Raw genomic sequence first — 17547 nt, 5'->3', positions numbered from 1 at the left:
GGACGCCGGAGCCGGTCTGCGAGAATTGCGGTGTGATCTCTCGAATCGATCTGCGCGGCGATGCCCTCCCCGAGGGTGGAGCCCTGCGCGACCTGCTGCCCCGTGCCGAGTTCGATGTGGAAGCCGCCCTGGAGACAGTGCGGCCCATCTGCGAGGACGTACGCCATCGTGGCTCCGCGGCAGTGATCGAGTGGGGAGAGAAATTCGACGGCGTACGGCTCGAATCGATCCGGGTCCCTGCCCGGGCGATCACCGAGGCCGTCGAGCGGCTCGACCCGGCCGTGCGGGCCGCCCTGGAGGAGTCGATCCGCCGCGCCCGCCTCGTCCACCGCGAGCAGCGCCGCACCACGCACACCACGCAGGTCGTCCCCGGCGGCACCGTCACCGAGAAGTGGGTGCCGGTCGAGCGCGTCGGGCTGTACGTGCCGGGCGGGCGCTCCGTCTACCCGTCGTCCGTGGTCATGAACGTCGTACCGGCCCAGGAGGCGGGCGTCGAGGGCATCGCCGTCGCCTCCCCGCCGCAGAAGGACTTCGGCGGCCTGCCGCACCCCACGATCCTCGCCGCCTGCGCCCTGCTCGGCGTCGACGAGGTGTACGCGGCCGGTGGCGCACAGGCCATCGCGATGTTCGCGTACGGAACGGCCGAATGTCCTCCGGTCGATCTCGTCACCGGCCCCGGCAACATCTACGTCGCCGCCGCCAAGCGCCTCCTCAAGGGCCGCATCGGCATCGACGCGGAAGCGGGCCCCACCGAGATCGCGATCCTCGCCGACTCCACCGCCGACCCGGTGCACGTCGCCGCCGACCTGATCAGCCAGGCCGAGCACGACCCGATGGCCGCCGCAGTCCTGGTCACCGACTCCGAGGAGCTGGCCGCGGCCACCGAGGCCGAGCTGAAGCCGCAGATCGCCGCGACCAAGCACGTGACCGACCGGATCGAGCCCGCGCTGGCCGGCCGCCAGTCCGCGATCGTCCTGGTCAACGACCTGGCGGACGGCCTCAAGGTGGTCGACGCGTATGCCGCCGAGCACCTGGAGATCCAGACCGCCGACGCCGCGGCCGTCGCCGACCGGGTCCGCAACGCCGGCGCGATCTTCGTCGGCCCCTGGGCCCCGGTCTCGCTCGGCGACTACTGCGCCGGCTCCAACCACGTCCTGCCCACCGGTGGCTGCGCCTGCCACTCCTCGGGCCTCTCCGTGCAGTCCTTCCTGCGCGGCATCCACATCGTCGACTACACGCGCGATGCCCTGGCCGAGGTCACCCACCACGTGGTGGCCCTCGCCGAGGCGGAGGACCTCCCCGCCCACGGCGCCGCGCTCAAGGCCAGGTTCGGCGGAGAGGTCCCGCAGCAGTGACGAACAGCGACACCCCTCGCAGGACCACCCGCATCGACGACCTCCCGGTCCGCGACGAGCTGCGCGGCAAGTCCCCGTACGGGGCGCCGCAGCTCGACGTACCCGTGCGGCTGAACACCAACGAGAACCCCTACCCGCTGCCCGAGGCACTCGTCGACCGGATCGCCGAGCGGGTCCGCGAGGCCGCCCGCGACCTCAACCGCTACCCCGACCGGGACGCCGTCGAGCTCCGTACCGAGCTGGCCCGCTACCTCACCCGCACCGCCGGGCACGAGGTCTCCCTCGCCAACGTCTGGGCGGCCAACGGCTCCAACGAGGTGCTCCAGCAGCTGCTGCAGACCTTCGGCGGCCCCGGCCGCACCGCGATCGGCTTCGAGCCCTCGTACTCCATGCACGCCCTCATCGCCCGCGGCACCGGCACCGGCTGGATCTCCGGACCGCGCAACGAGGACTTCACCGTCGACGTCGCGGCCGCCAGAAAGGCCATCGCCGAGCACCGGCCCGACGTCGTCTTCATCACCTCGCCCAACAACCCCACCGGCACCGCCGTCGACGCGGAGACCGTGCTCGCGCTGTACGACGCCGCGCAGGCGGCCCGGCCGTCGATGGTCGTGGTCGACGAGGCGTACGGCGAATTCAGCCACCACGCCTCGCTGCTCCCGCTGATCGAGGGCCGGCCGAACATGGTGCTCTCGCGCACCATGTCGAAGGCGTTCGGCGCCGCCGGACTGCGGCTGGGCTACCTCGCCGCCGACCCGGCGGTCGTCGACGCGGTCCAGCTGGTGCGGCTGCCGTACCACCTGTCCTCCGTCACCCAGGCCACCGCGCTCGCCGCCCTGGAGCACACCGATACGCTGCTCGGATACGTCGCGCAGCTCAAGGACGAGCGCGACCGGATCGTCACCGAGCTGCGCGCCCTCGGCTACGACGTCACCGACTCGGACGCCAACTTCGTCCAGTTCGGCCGCTTCGCCGACAGCCACACCGCCTGGCAGCGGATCCTCGACCGGGGCGTCCTGGTCCGGGACAACGGCGTACCGGGATGGCTGCGGGTCTCCGCGGGCACCCCGGCAGAGAACGACGCGTTCCTCGATGCGGTACGCGAACTGAAGAAGGAGCACGACGCATGAGCCCCCGCGTAGGCCGCGTGGAACGCACCACCAAGGAAACCTCGGTGGTCGTCGAGATAAACCTCGACGGCACCGGGAAGGTCGACGTGTCGACCGGGGTCGGGTTCTACGACCACATGCTCGACCAGCTCGGCAGGCACGGCCTCTTCGACCTCACGGTCAAGACCGACGGCGATCTGCACATCGACTCGCACCACACCATCGAGGACACCGCCCTCGCGCTGGGCGCCGCGTTCAAGCAGGCGCTCGGCGACAAGGTCGGCATCTACCGCTTCGGCAACTGCACCGTCCCGCTGGACGAGTCGCTCGCCCAGGTCACCGTCGACCTGTCCGGCCGCCCCTACCTGGTGCACACCGAGCCGGAGAACATGGCGCCGATGATCGGCGCGTACGACACGACGATGACCCGGCACATCCTGGAGTCCTTCGTCGCGCAGGCGCAGATCGCCCTGCACGTCCACGTGCCGTACGGGCGCAACGCCCACCACATCGTGGAGTGCCAGTTCAAGGCGCTCGCCCGCGCCCTGCGCTACGCCAGCGAACACGACCCGCGCGCCGCCGGGATACTCCCCTCCACGAAGGGCGCGCTGTGACCGGCCTCAACACCATCCTGATCGTCGTCGGCCTCTTCCTGGCCGGCGGCGTCTACTCCTTCGCGAAGCAGGGCATGCCCAAGGGAGTTCTCGTCCTGCTCTCGCTCGCCTCCGTGATGTGCCTGGTGGCAGGCATTCTGCGGATCCAGGGACTCTGGGACTGAGGGAACGAGCTGTGAGCGACAACAAGAAGGTCGTCGTCTTCGACTACGGCTTCGGCAACGTCCGCTCCGCCGAGCGGGCGCTTGCCCACGTCGGCGCGGACGTCGAGATCACCCGCGACTTCGACAAGGCGATGAACGCCGACGGGCTGCTGGTGCCCGGCGTCGGCGCGTTCTCCGCCTGCATGGACGGGCTGAAGAAGGCCCGCGGCGAGTGGATCATCGGCCGCAGGCTCTCCGGCGGCCGCCCCGTCATGGGCATCTGCGTCGGGATGCAGATCCTCTTCGAGCGCGGCATCGAGCACGGCGTGGAGACGGAGGGCCTGGACGAATGGCCCGGCACCGTCGCCCCGCTGAAGGCCCCGGTCGTCCCGCACATGGGCTGGAACACCGTGCGGGCCCCCGAGGACTCCCAGCTCTTCGCCGGTCTCGACCCCGAGGCCCGGTTCTACTTCGTGCACTCCTACGCGGTGCACGACTGGAGCCTGGAAGTCACCAACCCCAAGATCCGCGCCCCCCGGGTCACCTGGGCCACGCACGGCGAGCCGTTCGTCGCCGCCGTGGAGAACGGCGCCCTGTGGGCCACCCAGTTCCACCCCGAGAAGTCCGGCGATGCCGGCGCCCAGCTGCTGACCAACTGGATCGAGACGCTGTAATGCCGAAGCTTGAACTGCTCCCCGCCGTCGATGTCCGCGACGGCCAGGCCGTCCGCCTCGTCCACGGCGAGTCCGGCTCCGAGACCTCCTACGGTTCGCCGCTGGAGGCCGCCCTCGCCTGGCAGAGCGCCGGCGCCGAGTGGCTGCACCTGGTCGACCTGGACGCCGCCTTCGGCACCGGTGACAACCGGGCGCTGATCGCCGAGGTGGCCGGCGCCATGGACATCAAGGTGGAGCTGTCCGGCGGCATCCGCGACGACGCCTCGCTCGCCGCCGCCCTCGCCACCGGCTGCCGCCGGGTCAACCTGGGCACCGCCGCACTGGAGACCCCGGAGTGGGTCGCCAAGGTCATCGCCGAGCACGGCGACCAGATCGCCGTCGGCCTCGACGTCCGGGGCACGACGCTGCGCGGCCGCGGCTGGACCCGCGACGGCGGTGACCTCTACGAGACGCTCGCCCGGCTCGACTCCGAGGGCTGCGCCCGCTACGTCGTCACCGACATCGCCAAGGACGGCACGCTCCAGGGCCCCAACCTGGAGCTCCTGAAGAACGTCTGCGCCGCCACCGACAAGCCCGTCGTCGCCTCCGGCGGCGTCTCCTCGCTGGACGACCTGCGGGCCATCGCCTCGCTCGTACCGGACGGCGTCGAGGGCGCGATCGTCGGCAAGGCGCTGTACGCGAAGGCGTTCACCCTCGAAGAGGCGCTGCGGGTGGTCTCCGGATGAGCGACTCCGTCAACCGTGTCTCCTCCGGCGGCCCGTGGGAGGAGAAGTTCGGCTACTCCCGCGCGGTGCAGCTGCCGAACGGCCTCGTCCTGGTGTCCGGCTGCACCGCGGTGGAGAACGGGCAGATCTCCGCGGGCGGCCCGTACGAGCAGGCCGTCACCTCCTTCCGGATCGCCTTCGACGCGCTGAAGCAGTTCGGCCTGGGCCGCGACGACGTCGTCCGCACCCGGATGTACATCACGCACGCCCGGGACGTGGACGAGGTCGGCCGCGCCCACAAGGAGCTCTTCGACGACGTCCGCCCCGCCGCGTCGATGATCATCGTGTCCGGTTTCGTGGACCCGAGCCTGGTCGTCGAGGTCGAGGTCGAGGCGTACCGGGCAGGTGCGCGGTGAGCCTCGCGGTACGCGTCATCCCCTGCCTGGACGTCGACAACGGCCGGGTCGTCAAGGGCGTCAACTTCCAGAACCTGCGCGACGCGGGCGACCCCGTCGAGATGGCGAAGCTGTACGACGCCGAGGGCGCCGACGAGCTGACCTTCCTGGACATCACCGCGTCCAGCGGCGACCGGGAGACCACCTACGACGTGGTGCGCCGCACCGCCGAGCAGGTCTTCATCCCGCTCACGGTCGGCGGTGGCGTCCGCACCGCCGACGACGTCGACAAGCTGCTGCGGGCCGGCGCGGACAAGGTCGGCGTGAACACCGCCGCCATCGCCCGCCCCGACCTCCTCCGGGAGATCGCCGAGCGTTTCGGCCGCCAGGTCCTGGTGCTCTCGGTGGACGCCCGGCGCACCCCCGCCGGCACCTTCGAGGTCACCACGCACGGCGGCCGCAAGGGCACCGGCATCGACGCCGTCGAGTGGGCGCACCGGGCCGCCGAGCTGGGCGCGGGCGAGATCCTGCTCAACTCGATGGACGCGGACGGCACCAAGGACGGTTACGACACCGAGATGATCACGGCGGTACGCAAGCATGTGACCGTCCCCGTCATCGCCTCCGGCGGCGCCGGCCGGCTCGCCGACTTCGCGCCCGCCATCGAGGCCGGAGCCGACGCGGTGCTCGCCGCGTCCGTCTTCCACTTCGGCGATCTGCGGATCTCCGAGGTCAAGGGCGCGCTCAGGGAGGCCGGCCACCCGGTCCGCTGAGCAGTCGCACGAACGAGCCCGACGCCGGGCGGAGCCGGAAAACCGGCCCCGCCCGGCGTCGGGCTTTTCCACGGCCTCCGCTCCACCGCGCGGGCCTCCGCTCCACCGCGCGCGGATTCCGCAGCTTTTATTGCGCAAGAATGATTGCGCAAGTTTTCTTTTCCATCTACGGTCGAGGCATGGCAAGCAAGGAATCACGCCGGGTCTCGGACCTGGAGACCCTGAAGGCGTTCGGGCACCCCCTGCGGATGCGGCTCTACCGGGCGCTCTACATCGCCCGCACGGCCACCGCGTCCCAACTGGCCGAGCAGGTCGACGAGGCGGTCTCGCTGGTCAGCTACCACCTGCGCAAGCTCGCCGACCACGGCCTGATCGAGGAGGCCGGGCAGCAGGGCACGGACGCCCGCGAACGCTGGTGGCAGCCCGCCTCGAAGGGGCTGAACTTCCACGAGGAGGACTTCACCGACGCCCCCGAGAAGGCCGCCACGCACGCCGCCGTCGGCAGGCTCTCCTTCGACCAGCACATCGAGCTGTACCGCCGCTACCTCGACTCGGCCCCGACCTGGCCGCTCCAGTGGCGCAGCGCCGCCTCCAGCTCCGAGTACCTGGCCCGGCTCACCGCCGAGGAGCTCGCCGCGCTCAGCCGCGAGATGCACGAGGTGGTCGACCGGTACGAGGAACTCGGCCGCGCCCGCGAGGAGGCCGGAGACACCGAAGGCCGCGAGAACGTCGCCGTACACCTGTACACCTTCCCGTTCCGCCCCTGACCCGCCGCCCCGGAAGGCCGACCCCATGACCGTCACCGACACGGCAACACCCGCGCGGACCGCCGAACGCCCCGCCCACCGCGACGCCAACGTCCTGCGCTGGCTCGGCGCCTACACCGCGTCGATGATCGGCGACAGCGTCTACTACATGGCGCTCGCCTGGGCCGCCGCCCGCACCGGCGGCGGCACCCAGACCGGGGTCGTCCTCGCCGTCGGCTCCATACCCCGGGCCGTGCTGATGCTCGGCGGGGGAGTGCTCGCCGACCGGATCGGCCCGCGCCGCGTCGTCATCGGCAGCGACACCGCCCGCTGCCTGGTCGTCCTCGGCCTGGCCGCCGCCCTGCTGTTCACCTCGCCCGCGCTGTGGATGCTGATCGCCGTCGCGCTCGTCTTCGGCGTGGTCGACGCCCTCTTCCTGCCCGCCGTCGGCGCCCTGCCGCCCCGGGTCACCGCCCCCGGACAGCTGGCCCGGGTCCAGGGAATGCGCGGCCTCGCCACCCGCCTCGCCAATGTCGTCGGCGCCCCGCTCGGCGGCGTCGCGGTGGCCCTCGGCGGGCCGACGCTCGCGTTCGCCGCCGCCGGGATGCTCTTCGCCGTGTCGCTGCCGCTGCTGCTGTCCCTGCGGATGCGCCCGCTGCCCGACCGGAAGGGCGCCGAACCCTCCGGCACCGCCTGGCACGACCTGGCCGACGGGCTGCGCCACATCCGCCGCCACCCGCTGCTCGGACCGCTGATGATCGTCGTCGCCGTCAGCGAACTGGGCTTCGTCGGGCCGCTCAACCTCGGCCTGATCCTGCTCGCCGAGGAGCGGCACTGGGGCGCGTCCGGCATGGGCTGGATCATCGCCGCCTTCGGCATCGGCGCCGGCGCGACGGCACTGCTGCTCGCCGTGCGCGGCCGGGTGCCGCGCGCCGGACTGGTGATGTGCCTGGCCGTACTGGTCGGCGCGGTCGCCATCGGCGCCCTGGCCCAGCTGCCCTCGGTGGCCCTCGCAGCTGCCGCGGCGGTCTGCGTCGGGCTCTTCGCGGGACTCGGCGGCTCCCTGGGCGGGGCCCTGATCCAGACCGTCACCGAACCCGCCTACCTCGGCCGGGTCACCTCGGTCTCGACGCTCTTCACCCATGCGATCGCCCCGCTCAGCTACCCGGTCACGGGTGCCGCCGTCGCGATCTGGGGGACCGGCCCGGTCTTCGCCACCAGCGCCTCGCTGTGCGCCGCCGGAGCGGTGACGGGCCTGGCCTTCACCCGGCTGCGCCGCGCGGAGCTCCCGCGCTGACCCCGCCCCCGTACGCCCGGGTGGGCCTACATCCCCAGCTCCGCCGTGTGCAGCCGGTCCACCGCCTGCTCGTCGCCCTCGATGCCCACCGCGGCCGCGTCCTGCCGCCCGAACGCGAAGAGCAGCAGCTCGCCCGGCTCGCCGGTCACCGTCACCACCGGGGTGCCCTTGTGCGCCACCACCGTCTGGCCGTCCGGGCGGCGCAGCACCAGCCCCACCGGGGACCTGCGGCCCAGCAGCCGGGCCGTCCGCTCGGCCCGTGCCCACAGCACATCGGCGAACACCGGGTCCAGCTCCCGCCGCGACCAGTCCGGCTGGGCCCGGCGGACGTCCTCCGTATGGATGTAGAACTCGACGGTGTTGGCGGCCTCGTCGATCTGCTTCAGGCCGAACGGGGACATCCGCGGCGGTCCGGTACGGATCAGCTGGATCAGCTCCTCGTACGGCTTGGCCGCGTACTCCGCCTGCACCCGGTCGAGACGGTTCTTCAGAACGCCCAGCACCACCCCGCCCGCCGCGTCCGGCCGGCGCTCCCGGACCACCACATGGGCGGCCAGGTCCCGGGCCGTCCAGCCCTGGCACAGGGTCGGGGCCTCCGGTCCCGCCGCTTCCAACAGATCGGCGAGCAGGAGTCGTTCACGCTTCGCATGGGTCGACATGGTCGCCAGCGTACGACCGCCGCCCGCGGTCCGCCCAGTGGACGCCGCACGGAACCGCCCCCGCGACCACGGCACAATGGGCGCATGACCAGCGCGCCCACGCCCAGCACCCCGCCGCCGTCCGGCAACCTCGACCCGGCCATCGCGGCCCGACTCAAGCGCGGTGCCGACGGACTCGTCCCGGCCATCGCCCAGCAGTACGACACCGGCGAGGTACTGATGCTCGGCTGGATGGACGACGAGGCCCTGCACCGCACCCTCACCACCGGCCGCTGCACCTACTGGTCCCGCAGCCGCCAGGAGTACTGGGTCAAGGGCGACACCTCGGGCCACATCCAGCAGGTCAAGTCCGTCGCGCTCGACTGCGACGCCGACACCGTCCTCGTCCGGGTCGACCAGACGGGTGCCGCCTGCCACACCGGCGACCGCACCTGCTTCGACGCCGACGTCCTCCCCCTCGCGCAGTAAGGGCCGGCCGCCATGGATCTCGACACCTTCCGCAAGCTTGCCGTCGACCGGCGCGTCATCCCCGTCAGCCGCAGGCTCCTCGCGGACGGCGACACCCCGGTCGGGCTCTACCGCAAACTCGCGGGCGAACGCACCGGCACCTTCCTCCTGGAGTCCGCGGAGAACGGCCGCACCTGGTCGCGCTACTCCTTCATCGGGGTACGCAGCGCCGCCACCCTCACCGCACGCGACGGACAGGCCCACTGGCTGGGCGTCCCGCCCGTCGGCGTCCCCGTCGACGGCGACCCGCTCCAGGCCCTGCGCGCCACCATCGAGACCCTGCACACCCCGCACGACCTGGTCGTCGACGACGCGCTGCCCCCGTTCACCGGAGGCATGGTCGGCTACCTCGGCTACGACATCGTGCGCCGCCTGGAGAGGATCGGCGACCGTACCGAGGACGACCTGCACCTCCCCGAGCTGACGATGCTGCTCACCTCCGACCTGGCGGTGCTCGACCACTGGGACGGCAGCGTCCTGCTGATCGCCAACGCGATCAACCACAACGACCTGACGACCGGCGTCGACGAGGCGTACGCGGACGCCGTCGCGCGCCTGGACGCCATGGAACGGGACCTCTCCCGCCCCGTCGAGAACGCCCCCGCCGCCCTCCCGCCCTCCGAGCTGCCCCCGTACACCGCGCTGTGGGGCGGCGAGGCGTACCAGGACGCGGTGGAGGACGTGAAGGAGCGCATCAGGGCCGGCGAGGCCTTCCAGGTCGTCCCCTCCCAGCGCTTCGAAACCCCGTGCACGGCAAGCGCGCTGGACGTCTACCGGGTGCTGCGCGCCACCAACCCGTCGCCGTACATGTACCTCTTCCGGTTCGACGGCTTCGACGTCGCCGGCTCCAGTCCGGAGGCCCTGGTCAAGGTCGAGGACGGGCGCGCCATGGTCCACCCGATCGCCGGCACCCGGCACCGCGGCGCCACCCCGCGGGAGGACCAGGCGCTCGCCGACGAACTCCTCGCCGACCCGAAGGAACGCGCCGAGCACCTCATGCTGGTCGACCTCGGCCGCAACGACCTGGGACGGGTCTGCGCACCCGGCACCGTCGAGGTCGTCGACTTCATGTCGATCGAGCGGTACTCGCACGTGATGCACATCGTCTCCACCGTCACCGGCCGCGTCGCCGAGGGCCGCACCGCCTTCGACGTACTCACCGCCTGCTTCCCCGCCGGCACCCTCTCCGGCGCCCCCAAGCCCCGCGCGATGCAGATCATCGAGGAGCTCGAACCCACCCGCCGCGGTCTGTACGGAGGCTGCGTCGGCTACCTCGACTTCGCCGGGGACTCCGACACCGCCATCGCCATCCGCACCGCCCTGCTGCGGGACGGCACCGCGTACGTCCAGGCCGGGGCCGGCGTGGTCGCGGACTCCGACCCCGTCGCCGAGGACACCGAGTGCCGCAACAAGGCCGCCGCGGTGCTCCGCGCGGTGCATACCGCCAACCGGCTCCACGGCGTCTGAGGCGGTAGGGGATAGTGGAGTACGTGAGTGCTGTCCCCGTACCCCAGCCCCGTGCCCGAGTCGCCACCGCGTCCGACGCCCCGGGAAGCCGCCGCAGCCTGGCCGCCGGTCTGCTCCTCGGCGCGGCGGGCGCCACCGTCGTCCTGCTCGCCTCCGGCCAGACCTGGGCCGAGGGCCGGGCGTCCGTCGGCGGCGGCTCGCTGCCCCTGACCGCCGACGGCCAGGACGTCACCGGCCTCCCGGCGGCCCTCGCCATAGTCGGCCTGGCCGCCCTCGTCGCCGTCTTCGCGGTCCGCGGCGCCGGCCGGCTGCTGGTCGCCGGGCTGCTCGCCCTCAGCGGCCTCGGCGCCGGACTGAGCGCCTGCCTCGGTGCCGCCGACGGCGCGGCGCTCGACGAGAAGGCGGCACGGACGACCGGCGACACCTCGGCGACCATCGGCGCGCTCACCCACACCGCGTGGCCCTACGTCACCGCGGCCGGCGGCCTGCTGATCCTGCTCGCCGGGCTGCTCGCCCTGCGCTACGGGAAGCTCTGGCCCACCATGTCGGGACGGTACGAACGGGACGGCACCCCCCGCCCCCGCAAGGCCGCCCGCACCACCCCGGACCCGGACCGGCCCGAGGACCTCTGGAAGGCCCTGGACCGCGGCGAGGACCCGACGCGCGAGACGTGACCCCCAACTCACGTCCTACCCGCACGTACGGGACAATGAAGCCGATCTTTCAGTACGGCGGCACCAACAGCGCCACCAGCTTTGCGTACAGCGATACCCACAGCGCATCACCAACAAGGAGCAACTCATGGCGGGCAGCAGCCACGGACACACCCCGGCCGCCTGGACCGGTGTCATCATCTCCTTCATCGGCTTCTGCGTCGCAGGCGTCTTCATGGTCGCGGCCAACGTCGTCGGCTTCTGGGCCGGAATCGCCATCGTCCTCCTCGGCGGCGTCGTCGGCCTCGCGATGAAGGCCGCGGGCCTCGGCATGCCGAAGGAGTCGGCGGAGATGGCCCAGGCCAGGGCCCGTGCCGGGCAGGCCCAGCTCTCCTGACACCACGCGGCACCCGTACACGCACGAGGCGCGGCCCGACCCGGGCTGCGCCTTCTTGCGTCAACGGGGACAATCACCGGGTGGACGCATCGCCTACCTCCGCCGCCGCAGTGCCGGCCCCGGCCTCCGGGCCCGCTCCCGGCCGCCCGTCCCCGCCGGTCTTCCCCCCGGCCCCCGTACCCCCCTCGCGCATCCGGCGGCTGGCCGTCCCGGCGGGCGTGCTGGCCGTCGTCGTCGGGGCCTTCGGCTACGTCGGCGCCGTCGACCCCAATCAGCCGGGCCACTACCCGCTCTGCCCGCTGCTCCGGTTCACCGGGCTCTACTGCCCGGGCTGCGGCGGACTGCGCAGCGCCCACGCCGTCGCGCACGGCGACATCGCCGCCGCCCTCGGCTCCAACGCGCTCGCCGTCGTCGGATACGGCGTCTTCGCCGTCCTGTGGGTGGTCTGGGTGGTCCGCGCCGGGCGGGGCAGGCCGATGAGCATCGCGGTGAAACCGGCCGTCTGGTGGGGGATCGGGGCCGTGCTGCTGATCTTCTCGGTGGTGCGGAACCTGCCGATCGGTTCGGCTCTGGCACCTTAGAGCGTCCGCTCTCCGTGCCCGGGTAGTGGGACATCTGCCGACCGGATTCGGGCCGACAGCCCTCCTGCGGATAGCATTGATATGGCTGAACCTGTTCTGCTGTTCACCTCATCACCGTTCCGGAAGGGGGCCGCTCGCGTGAGTGTGCTCGACGAGATCATCGACGGCGTACGCGCCGACCTCGCGGAGCGGCAGGCGCGTGTCAGCCTCGACGAGCTGAAGGAACGCGCCGCGCGTGCTCCCGGTGCCAAGGACGGAGTCGCCGCCCTGCGCGGCGAGGGCGTCACCGTCATCTGCGAGGTCAAGCGCTCCAGCCCCTCCAAGGGGGCCCTGGCCGCGATCGCCGACCCGGCCGCGCTCGCCGCGGACTACGAGGCGGGCGGCGCGTCCGTCATCTCGGTCCTCACCGAGGAGCGCCGCTTCGGCGGTTCGCTCGCCGACCTGGAGGCCGTCCGCGCCAAGGTCGACATCCCGGTCCTGCGCAAGGACTTCATCGTCACCTCGTACCAGCTCTGGGAGGCCCGCGCCTACGGCGCCGACCTCGCCCTGCTGATCGTCGCCGCCCTCGACCAGGAGGCCCTGGTCTCCCTGATCGAGCGCGCCGAGTCCATCGGCCTGACGCCGCTGGTCGAGGCGCACGACGAGGAGGAGGCGGAGCGTGCCGTGGACGCCGGGGCGAAGATCATCGGTGTCAACGCGCGCAACCTGAAGGACCTCAAGGTCGACCGCTCCACGTTCGAGCGCGTCGCCCCGGAGATCCCGGACCACATCGTCAAGGTGGCCGAATCCGGCGTCCGCGGACCGCACGACCTGATCGCGTACGCCAACGCCGGCGCCGACGCGGTGCTGGTGGGCGAATCCCTGGTCACCGGCCGCGACCCGCGGTCCGCCGTCGCGGACCTGGTCGCCGCCGGCGCCCACCCGGCCCTCCGGCACGGACGGGGCTGACCGCGACCGTGACCACCGACCGCTGCGCGTACCGAGTCCGGCCGGGGCTGCGCCCCGCCGGTACGACGGTCGCCCGTGACCCGCACGCCCCGCTGGCGCGCGGCTGCCGCCCGCGCGGCTGCCGCGCCCCAGCGCGCCGGGTGCACGGCAGGCGCGTGCGGTACGTGATCGGGGACGAGCCCGGACAGGTCAACGGCATGCGATGGCGCACGGGGACCGCGCTGTAGCGAGCCCCGGCCGACGTACCCGCACCACTCCAGTCGTACGTACGACCGCACCGCCCGACCGATCGCCGGTCGCGGTGGCGCTCCGCTCACGGCGCATACGGTGAATCCACCCATTGCGATGTCGAGGAGCACGTCGGATGTCATCTGACTTCTTCATTCCGGACCCGGAGGGTCTGATCCCCAGCGCCGAGGGGTACTTCGGTGCGTTCGGCGGCAAGTTCATCCCGGAGGCGCTGGTCGCAGCCGTGGACGAGGTCGCCGTCGAGTACGACAAGGCCAAACACGACCCGGCCTTCGCCGCCGAGCTCAACGAGCTCATGGTCGACTACACCGGCCGGCCCAGCGCGCTGACCGAGGTCCCGCGCTTCGCGGAGCACGCGGGCGGCGCCCGGATCTTCCTCAAGCGCGAGGACCTCAACCACACCGGCTCGCACAAGATCAACAATGTGCTGGGCCAGGCGCTGCTCACCAGGCGTATGGGCAAGACCCGGGTCATCGCCGAGACCGGCGCCGGCCAGCACGGCGTCGCCACCGCGACCGCCTGCGCGCTCTTCGGCCTCGAATGCACCATCTACATGGGCGAGATCGACACCGAGCGGCAGGCGCTGAACGTGGCGCGGATGCGGATGCTCGGCGCCGAGGTCATCGCCGTGAAGTCCGGCTCCAGGACCCTGAAGGACGCCATCAACGAGGCGTTCCGCGACTGGGTCGCCAACGTGGACCGCACCCACTACCTCTTCGGCACCGTCGCCGGACCGCACCCCTTCCCGGCCATGGTCCGCGACTTCCACCGGGTCATCGGCGTCGAGGCCCGCCGGCAGATCCTGGAGCGGGCCGGCCGGCTGCCGGACGCCGCCATCGCCTGTGTCGGCGGCGGCTCCAACGCCATCGGGCTCTTCCACGCCTTCATCCCGGACGCGGGTGTCCGGCTGATCGGCTGCGAGCCCGCCGGACACGGCGTGGAGACCGGCGAGCACGCGGCGACCCTGACCGCGGGCGAGCCCGGCATCCTGCACGGCTCGCGCAGCTACGTCCTCCAGGACGACGAGGGCCAGATCACCGAGCCGTACTCCATCTCGGCCGGCCTGGACTACCCGGGCATCGGCCCGGAGCACTCGTACCTCAAGGACATCGGCCGCGGCGAGTACCGCGCGGTCACCGACGACGCCGCGATGCAGTCGCTGCGCCTGCTCTCCCGCACCGAGGGGATCATCCCGGCCATCGAGAGCGCCCACGCGCTGGCCGGCGCCCTGGAGGTCGGCAAGGAACTCGGCAAGGACGGGCTGATCGTGGTCAACCTGTCCGGCCGCGGCGACAAGGACATGGACACGGCAGCCCGCTACTTCGGGCTGTACGACGGGGCCGACGGGGTCGTCGAGGCCGATGTGGCCGACGGGGAAGAGGAGGTCACCAAGTGAGCGGCAATGTGGAGCTGCTGAGTTCCGCCCTCGCGCAGGCGAAGGCGGAGAACCGGGCCGCCCTCATCGCGTACCTCCCGGCCGGGTTCCCGACGGTCGACGGCGGGATCGAGGCCGTGAAGGCGGTCGTGGCGGGCGGCGCGGACATCGTCGAGGTGGGGCTGCCGCACAGCGACCCGGTGCTCGACGGGCCGGTCATCCAGACCGCCGACGACATCGCACTGCGCGGCGGTGTGAAGATCGCCGACGTGATGCGCACCGTCCGCGAGGCCCACGAGGCGACCGGTGTCCCGATCCTCGTCATGACGTACTGGAACCCGATCGACCGGTACGGTGTCGAGCGCTTCACCACCGAGCTCGCCGAAGCCGGCGGTGCCGGGTGCATCCTGCCCGACCTGCCGGTCCAGGAGTCCGCGCTGTGGCGCGAGCACGCCGACAAGCACGGTCTCGCGACCGTCTTCGTCGTCGCGCCGAGCAGCAGGGACGAGCGCCTCGCCACCATCACCGCGGCTGGCTCCGGCTTCGTCTACGCGGCCTCGCTGATGGGTGTCACCGGCACCCGCGCCTCGGTCGGAGAGCAGGCCCAGGACCTGGTCCTGCGCACCCGCGCCACGACGGAGCTGCCGGTCTGCGTCGGCCTGGGCGTCTCCAACGCCGGACAGGCCGCCGAGGTCGCGGGCTTCGCCGACGGGGTGATCGTCGGCTCCGCCTTCGTCAAGGCGATCCTGGACGCCCCCGACGAGGCGGCCGGTCTGGCCGCCGTCCGCTCTCTGGCGGGCGAACTCGCCGAAGGCGTTCGAAAGCGCTGAACCGGGTGTAATCCGAACGGGTGGACCTTAACCGGGGAGGCACGCACGTGCCTCCCCGGTTCGTTGCTGCGGGTGTGAGCGAGAAGAACGAACAGGGAAAAAGGGCCGCGCGAGACCGGCTCGTACAGCAGCGCGAGCGCCAGCGGGCGGGTGAGCGCCGCAGGCGCACGCTGATCGTCACCGGCGCGGTGGTGGGCGTGCTGGCGCTGGCCGCCGTCGTCGGCGTGATCGCCGCGAATTCGGGCGGCAAGAGCGGCAAGAGCGAGGCGGGCCCCCTCGTCGCCCCGTCCGGCGCGACCGGCAAGGACAGCCTGGCCATCCAGGTCGGCGCGGACAACGCCCCGTCCACACTCACCATCTGGGAGGATTTCCGCTGCCCGGTCTGCGCCCAGTTCGAGAACGCCTTCCGCGACACGATCCACCAGCTGGAGAACAGCGGACAGCTCAAGGTCGAGTACCACCTCGCGACGATCATCGACGGGAATCTCGGCGGCAGCGGCTCGCTGCGGGCGGCCAACGCGGCGGCCTGTGCACAGGACGCGGGGAAGTTCCCCGCGTACCACGACGTGCTCTACCGCAACCAGCCGCAGGAGTCCGTCGACACCTTCGGTGACAACGGCAAGCTGATCGAGCTCGCGGGGAAGGTGCCGGAGCTCGACACCCCCGGCTTCCGCAGCTGTGTGAACGACGGCAAGCACGACAGCTGGGTCCAGAAGTCCAACACGGCGTTCCAGAACGGCGGATTCCAGGGCACACCGACCGCGCTGCTCAACGGCGAATCGATCTTCCCGAAGAAGGGGAACGAACCGATCACCGTGGCGAACCTGAAGAAGTGGGTGGCCGAGGCCAACAAGGGCAAGAAGCCGGGCGCGGTCACCCCCGCCCCGTCGGGTTCCTGACCGGTCCCCGGGCGGGGTCCGGCAAGGGGAATCGATGACCTGCCCGTTACCCAGACGTTGTCGGGTGGGTTGCCGTACGCCCCACCCGGCAAGGTAGCGTCGACCTTGCCATGGACCTTGCCTATATTCCCAGCCCGTCGACCGGCGTGATCGATCTCGGCCCGATCCCGCTCCGCGGCTACGCGTTCTGCATCATCATCGGTGTCTTCGTCGCCGTCTGGTTCGGCAACAAGCGCTGGGTCGCCCGGGGCGGCAGATCCGGCACCGTTGCCGACATCGCCGTCTGGGCGGTGCCCTTCGGCCTCGTCGGCGGCCGGCTCTACCACGTGATCACCGACTACCAGCTGTACTTCAGCGAGGGTGAGAACTGGGTCGACGCCTTCAAGATCTGGCAGGGCGGCCTCGGCATCTGGGGCGCGGTCGCGCTCGGTGCCGTCGGCGCCTGGATCGGCTGCCGCCGCCGCGGGATCCCGCTGCCCGCCTGGGCCGACGCGCTCGCCCCCGGCCTCGCCATCGCCCAGGCCTGCGGCCGCTGGGGCAACTGGTTCAACCAGGAGCTGTACGGCAAGCCGACCGACCTGCCGTGGGCGCTGAAGATCAGCGAGGGCCCCAACCGGGTCGCCGGCACCTACCACCCGACGTTCCTCTACGAGTCGCTGTGGTGCATCGGTGCCGCCCTGCTGGTGCTCTGGGCGGACCGCCGCTTCAAGCTCGGCCACGGCCGGGTGTTCGCCCTGTACGTCGCCGCGTACTGCGCGGGGCGGGGCTGGATCGAGTACATGCGGGTCGACGAGGCCCACCACATCCTGGGCCTGCGCCTGAACGTGTGGACCGCGCTGATCGTCTTCGTGCTGGCCGTGGTGTACTTCGTGATCTCGGCGAAGCTGCGGCCGGGGCGCGAGGAGATCGTGGAGCCGGGAGCCGCGGAGGAAGCGGCGGCCGCGGCGGAGGCCGGTGACGCCGAGGGTGTCGAGACCGCCGTGGATTCCAAGGTTTCCGAGGAGACCAAGGCGTCCACGACCGCCGGGGGTGGCGCCGACGAGGCTTCGGAGAAGGCGCCGGAGGCGGACGGCGACGCCGCGCCCGCGGATGCCGTCAAGACAGAGAAGAGCGGTACCGCGGAGACGGCCAAGAAGGGCTGAGCCGTGTGAACCCGTGCGTGGGGCCCCGGA

At 72.0% G+C, this 17547-nt stretch carries 22 protein-coding genes; 21 read left to right on the top strand and 1 reads right to left on the bottom strand.

Annotation, left to right across the window (positions count from 1 at the left end; genetic code table 11):
- Positions 1-32 precede the first annotated feature (32 nt).
- The 10 genes from hisD to ACGF8B_RS14165 all read left to right on the top strand — a co-directional run bounded on the left by hisD (position 33) and on the right by ACGF8B_RS14165 (position 7810).
- A complete protein-coding gene (gene hisD, locus ACGF8B_RS14210; protein ID WP_392737871.1) occupies positions 33-1355 on the top strand; it encodes a histidinol dehydrogenase in 1323 nt (440 codons plus the stop codon).
- A complete protein-coding gene (locus ACGF8B_RS14205) occupies positions 1352-2485 on the top strand; it encodes a histidinol-phosphate transaminase (RefSeq protein WP_392737869.1) in 1134 nt (377 codons plus the stop codon). Before hisD ends, ACGF8B_RS14205 begins: the two co-directional genes overlap by 4 nt.
- The gene (gene hisB, locus ACGF8B_RS14200) at positions 2482-3078 is read left to right on the top strand and encodes an imidazoleglycerol-phosphate dehydratase HisB (protein ID WP_342286417.1); all 597 of its coding nucleotides are present in this window, start codon (positions 2482-2484) and stop codon (positions 3076-3078) included. The genes ACGF8B_RS14205 and hisB overlap by 4 nt, the downstream gene beginning before the upstream one ends.
- Positions 3075-3242: a hypothetical protein gene (locus ACGF8B_RS14195; RefSeq protein ID WP_342286415.1), complete on the top strand. Its 168-nt coding sequence runs from the start codon at positions 3075-3077 to the stop codon at positions 3240-3242. Before hisB ends, ACGF8B_RS14195 begins: the two co-directional genes overlap by 4 nt.
- Positions 3243-3253: 11 nt before the next feature.
- Positions 3254-3895 (top strand): imidazole glycerol phosphate synthase subunit HisH, encoded by a 642-nt coding sequence (gene hisH, locus ACGF8B_RS14190; protein WP_342286413.1) that lies wholly within the window; start codon positions 3254-3256, stop codon positions 3893-3895.
- Complete coding sequence (gene priA, locus ACGF8B_RS14185; RefSeq protein ID WP_342286411.1) at positions 3895-4620, top strand: bifunctional 1-(5-phosphoribosyl)-5-((5-phosphoribosylamino)methylideneamino)imidazole-4-carboxamide isomerase/phosphoribosylanthranilate isomerase PriA; 726 nt, start codon at positions 3895-3897, stop codon at positions 4618-4620. Before hisH ends, priA begins: the two co-directional genes overlap by 1 nt.
- The gene (locus ACGF8B_RS14180) at positions 4617-5015 is read left to right on the top strand and encodes a RidA family protein (RefSeq protein WP_392737865.1); all 399 of its coding nucleotides are present in this window, start codon (positions 4617-4619) and stop codon (positions 5013-5015) included. The genes priA and ACGF8B_RS14180 overlap by 4 nt, the downstream gene beginning before the upstream one ends.
- A complete protein-coding gene (gene hisF / locus ACGF8B_RS14175; protein WP_392737863.1) occupies positions 5012-5767 on the top strand; it encodes an imidazole glycerol phosphate synthase subunit HisF in 756 nt (251 codons plus the stop codon). The genes ACGF8B_RS14180 and hisF overlap by 4 nt, the downstream gene beginning before the upstream one ends.
- 179 nt (positions 5768-5946) lie before the next feature.
- Positions 5947-6534 (top strand): winged helix-turn-helix domain-containing protein, encoded by a 588-nt coding sequence (locus ACGF8B_RS14170; protein ID WP_392737862.1) that lies wholly within the window; start codon positions 5947-5949, stop codon positions 6532-6534.
- Positions 6535-6559: 25 nt separating this feature from the next.
- A complete protein-coding gene (locus ACGF8B_RS14165; RefSeq protein ID WP_392737860.1) occupies positions 6560-7810 on the top strand; it encodes an MFS transporter in 1251 nt (416 codons plus the stop codon).
- Between the two features lie 26 nt (positions 7811-7836).
- Here the strand turns inward: ACGF8B_RS14165 and ACGF8B_RS14160 are convergent, their stop codons facing one another.
- Entirely contained in the window at positions 7837-8469 is a 633-nt protein-coding gene (locus ACGF8B_RS14160; protein WP_392737858.1) for a TIGR03085 family metal-binding protein, read from the bottom strand.
- Positions 8470-8553: 84 nt separating this feature from the next.
- Here ACGF8B_RS14160 and hisI point away from each other — a divergent pair, with 84 nt between their 5' ends.
- From hisI to lgt, 11 genes are all read left to right on the top strand, one after another.
- Positions 8554-8937, top strand: coding sequence for a phosphoribosyl-AMP cyclohydrolase (hisI, locus tag ACGF8B_RS14155; RefSeq protein WP_093543499.1), 384 nt, complete (start codon positions 8554-8556; stop codon positions 8935-8937).
- Positions 8938-8949: 12 nt separating this feature from the next.
- Positions 8950-10443: an anthranilate synthase component I gene (locus ACGF8B_RS14150; RefSeq protein WP_392737856.1), complete on the top strand. Its 1494-nt coding sequence runs from the start codon at positions 8950-8952 to the stop codon at positions 10441-10443.
- A 14-nt stretch (positions 10444-10457) separates the two neighbouring features.
- Positions 10458-11117 carry a TIGR02234 family membrane protein gene (locus tag ACGF8B_RS14145; protein WP_392737854.1) on the top strand — a complete coding sequence of 220 codons (660 nt, stop codon included), beginning with the start codon at positions 10458-10460 and terminating at the stop codon, positions 11115-11117.
- A gap of 127 nt (positions 11118-11244) precedes the next feature.
- Positions 11245-11493 (top strand): HGxxPAAW family protein, encoded by a 249-nt coding sequence (locus tag ACGF8B_RS14140; RefSeq protein WP_124718216.1) that lies wholly within the window; start codon positions 11245-11247, stop codon positions 11491-11493.
- Positions 11494-11573: 80 nt separating this feature from the next.
- Complete coding sequence (locus ACGF8B_RS14135) at positions 11574-12074, top strand: DUF2752 domain-containing protein (protein ID WP_392737851.1); 501 nt, start codon at positions 11574-11576, stop codon at positions 12072-12074.
- A 138-nt stretch (positions 12075-12212) separates the two neighbouring features.
- The gene (gene trpC / locus ACGF8B_RS14130) at positions 12213-13022 is read left to right on the top strand and encodes an indole-3-glycerol phosphate synthase TrpC (protein WP_124718218.1); all 810 of its coding nucleotides are present in this window, start codon (positions 12213-12215) and stop codon (positions 13020-13022) included.
- A 47-nt stretch (positions 13023-13069) separates the two neighbouring features.
- On the top strand, positions 13070-13249 hold the full coding sequence (trpM, locus tag ACGF8B_RS14125) for a tryptophan biosynthesis modulator TrpM (protein WP_266693885.1): 180 nt from the start codon (positions 13070-13072) through the stop codon (positions 13247-13249).
- Positions 13250-13386: 137 nt separating this feature from the next.
- Positions 13387-14667: a tryptophan synthase subunit beta gene (gene trpB, locus ACGF8B_RS14120; protein ID WP_392737849.1), complete on the top strand. Its 1281-nt coding sequence runs from the start codon at positions 13387-13389 to the stop codon at positions 14665-14667.
- Positions 14664-15476 (top strand): tryptophan synthase subunit alpha, encoded by an 813-nt coding sequence (trpA, locus tag ACGF8B_RS14115; protein WP_392737847.1) that lies wholly within the window; start codon positions 14664-14666, stop codon positions 15474-15476. Before trpB ends, trpA begins: the two co-directional genes overlap by 4 nt.
- Positions 15477-15550: 74 nt before the next feature.
- The gene (locus ACGF8B_RS14110) at positions 15551-16375 is read left to right on the top strand and encodes a DsbA family protein (protein ID WP_392737846.1); all 825 of its coding nucleotides are present in this window, start codon (positions 15551-15553) and stop codon (positions 16373-16375) included.
- A gap of 110 nt (positions 16376-16485) precedes the next feature.
- Positions 16486-17517: a prolipoprotein diacylglyceryl transferase gene (lgt, locus tag ACGF8B_RS14105; RefSeq protein ID WP_392737844.1), complete on the top strand. Its 1032-nt coding sequence runs from the start codon at positions 16486-16488 to the stop codon at positions 17515-17517.
- Positions 17518-17547: the final 30 nt, after the last annotated feature.

Origin of the sequence: Streptomyces sp. NPDC047917 (genome assembly GCF_043204345.1) — a bacterium.
Taxonomy (GTDB): Bacteria; Actinomycetota; Actinomycetes; order Streptomycetales; family Streptomycetaceae; genus Streptomyces; species Streptomyces sanglieri.
Note: the sequence above shows the minus strand (reverse complement) of the source record. Positions and strands in the feature narration are given on the sequence as shown.